The sequence below is a fragment of the Gemmobacter sp. genome (assembly GCF_016792925.1).
GTDB lineage: Bacteria > Pseudomonadota > Alphaproteobacteria > Rhodobacterales > Rhodobacteraceae > Gemmobacter.
In genome coordinates this window covers 1-1,931 of sequence record NZ_JAEULU010000292.1, presented here as the reverse complement: position 1 = coordinate 1,931, position 1,931 = coordinate 1, and the positions used below count along the sequence as shown (strand labels likewise).

3 protein-coding genes and 1 pseudogene are annotated in these 1,931 nt (G+C 70.7%); all 4 read right to left on the bottom strand.

Translation table 11 applies throughout. The features are described 5' to 3' along the window. Positions 1–523 (bottom strand): AAA family ATPase (locus JNN06_RS14150; protein WP_291240240.1); only part of this gene is annotated, 523 nt, incomplete at its 3' end. After that, positions 520–1,299, bottom strand: a complete 780-nt coding sequence (gene cobM, locus JNN06_RS14145; RefSeq protein WP_291240239.1) for a precorrin-4 C(11)-methyltransferase — start codon at positions 1,297–1,299, stop codon at positions 520–522. The genes cobM and JNN06_RS14150, both read right to left, overlap by 4 nt. After that, positions 1,296–1,658 (bottom strand): cobalamin biosynthesis protein, encoded by a 363-nt coding sequence (locus JNN06_RS14140; protein WP_291240241.1) that lies wholly within the window; start codon positions 1,656–1,658, stop codon positions 1,296–1,298. Before JNN06_RS14140 ends, cobM begins: the two co-directional genes overlap by 4 nt. Beyond that, a pseudogene (locus JNN06_RS14135) lies at positions 1,655–1,931 on the bottom strand (cobalamin biosynthesis bifunctional protein CbiET); the annotation flags it as partial. The gene JNN06_RS14140 and the pseudogene JNN06_RS14135, both read right to left, overlap by 4 nt.

The following is a 1,931-nucleotide window of genomic DNA, read 5'->3' as shown; positions in this document are numbered from 1 at the left end:
CGGTCAGGCCGGCCTGCGCCATCCCGGCGCGGGCCAAGGCCTCGTGCCGAGGCGAGGCCACCTTGTTCAGGATCACGCCCGCCACTGGCAGGCCGGGGCGAAAGCGGGCCAGCCCCTGCGCCACCGCCGCCGCCGTCTGTGCCTGCCCCGAGACATCCAGCACCAGCACCACCGGCCAGCCCATCATCATCGCCACATCGGCGCTGGCGCCACTGCCTGCCTCGCCGGGGCGCGCCACGCCGTCATAAAGCCCCATGGAGCCTTCGGCGATCACCAGATCCGCGCCGCTTGAGGCCTGCGCCAGCCCGGCAATCCGGCCTGCCGCCATCGCCCAGCTGTCAAGGTTCAGCGAGGCCCGCCCCGAGGCCGCCGCATGAAAAGCGGGGTCGATGTAATCCGGCCCGCTTTTGAACGGCTGCACTACCAGACCGCGCGCACGAAACGCCGCCAGCAGGCCAAGCGCCACGGTGGTCTTGCCAGTGCCCGAGGCGGGGGCGGTGATCAGAAGGCCCGGAACGCTCATGCCGTTTCCGGGAAGCGCGGGTCGGTGCCGACGGGGCGATAGCGGCGGTCGTAATCGCCTGCATACAAACGGCTTTCGTCGAAATCCTGCGCGCCAAGGGCATGGCCCACAAGGATCAGCGCCGTGCGCTCGCCCACACCGATCGCCGGATCAATGCTGCCCAAAGTGGCGCGGATCACCCGTTGATCGGGCCAGCTGGCGCGGAACACCACCGCCACCGGGCAATCGGCGCCATAGCGCGGGATCAGCCGCGCCTGCACCTCGGCCAGCACATGCACCGAGAGGTGAATGGCCAGCGTGGCGCCGGTGGCCGCGAAATTCTCGAGGCTCTCGGCCTCGGGCATCGAGGAGGCGCGGCCCGAAGTGCGCGTCAGCACCAGCGATTGCGCCACGCCCGGCAGGGTCAGCTCGGCCTCCAGCGCGGCGGCGGCGGCGGCAAAGGCGGGCACACCCGGCGTCACGTCAAACGGAATGCCAAGCGCGCGCAGGCGGCGCAACTGCTCGCCCATGGCCGACCAGACCGACAGATCACCCGAATGCAGCCGCGCCACATCCTGCCCTGCGGCATGGGCAGCGCTGATCTCGGCCATGATCTCATCAAGGCTCAGCGGCGCGGTGTTCACGATCCGCGCGCCGGGCGGGCAATGCGCCAGCAGCGCCTCGGGCACCAGCGACCCGGCGTAAAGGCAAACCGGGCAGGCGGCGATCAGGTCGCGCCCGCGCAGGGTGATCAGGTCAGGCGCGCCGGGGCCTGCGCCGATAAAGTGAACGGTCATTCGGTATCTCCAGAAGCGATGGCGGCGGTGGCCTGCCCGTCAGGGGTGTTAAGGCGCGGCACGGTCAACCGCGCGCCGGAGCCTGCGGCTTGCAGCGCTGCCGCCTCGGCCAGCGAGCCGGTGCCGAAGCGCGCCTGCACACGCGGCGATTGGGTTTGGGTCGGCACGTCCTGGACGGAAACGCGCAGGATGGGCAAGCCGCGTTCCTGGGCCAATGCGCAAAGCGCAGGCGCATCAGCCTTTTCCGCGGTGGTGGCAAGCGCGGCCACCCGCCCGCCTGCTGCCTCGGCCAGATCCAGCGCCTGACGCAGCGCCGAAAGTGGCGCGGCGGCGCGAAAGCCAATGCCCGCCACCTTCATAGCGTCACACTCCATTGCACCACCGGGCGCGCTGCCGACCAGCCGCGAAAGCCGCCAAGCGGCGCCGCTTCGGCCATATCGACGCGCAGAAGATGGCCGCCATGGCTGGCATGACAGGCGGCCAAGGTGGCCTCGCCCTCCAGTGTCACGGCATTGGCCACCAACCTTGTGCCGGGCGACAGGCGCGGCAGCAGCGCGGCATAAAGCGCCGGATTGCCGCCGCCGCCAATGAACACTGCATCGGGCAGGGGCAGCCCGTCCAGCGCCTCGGGC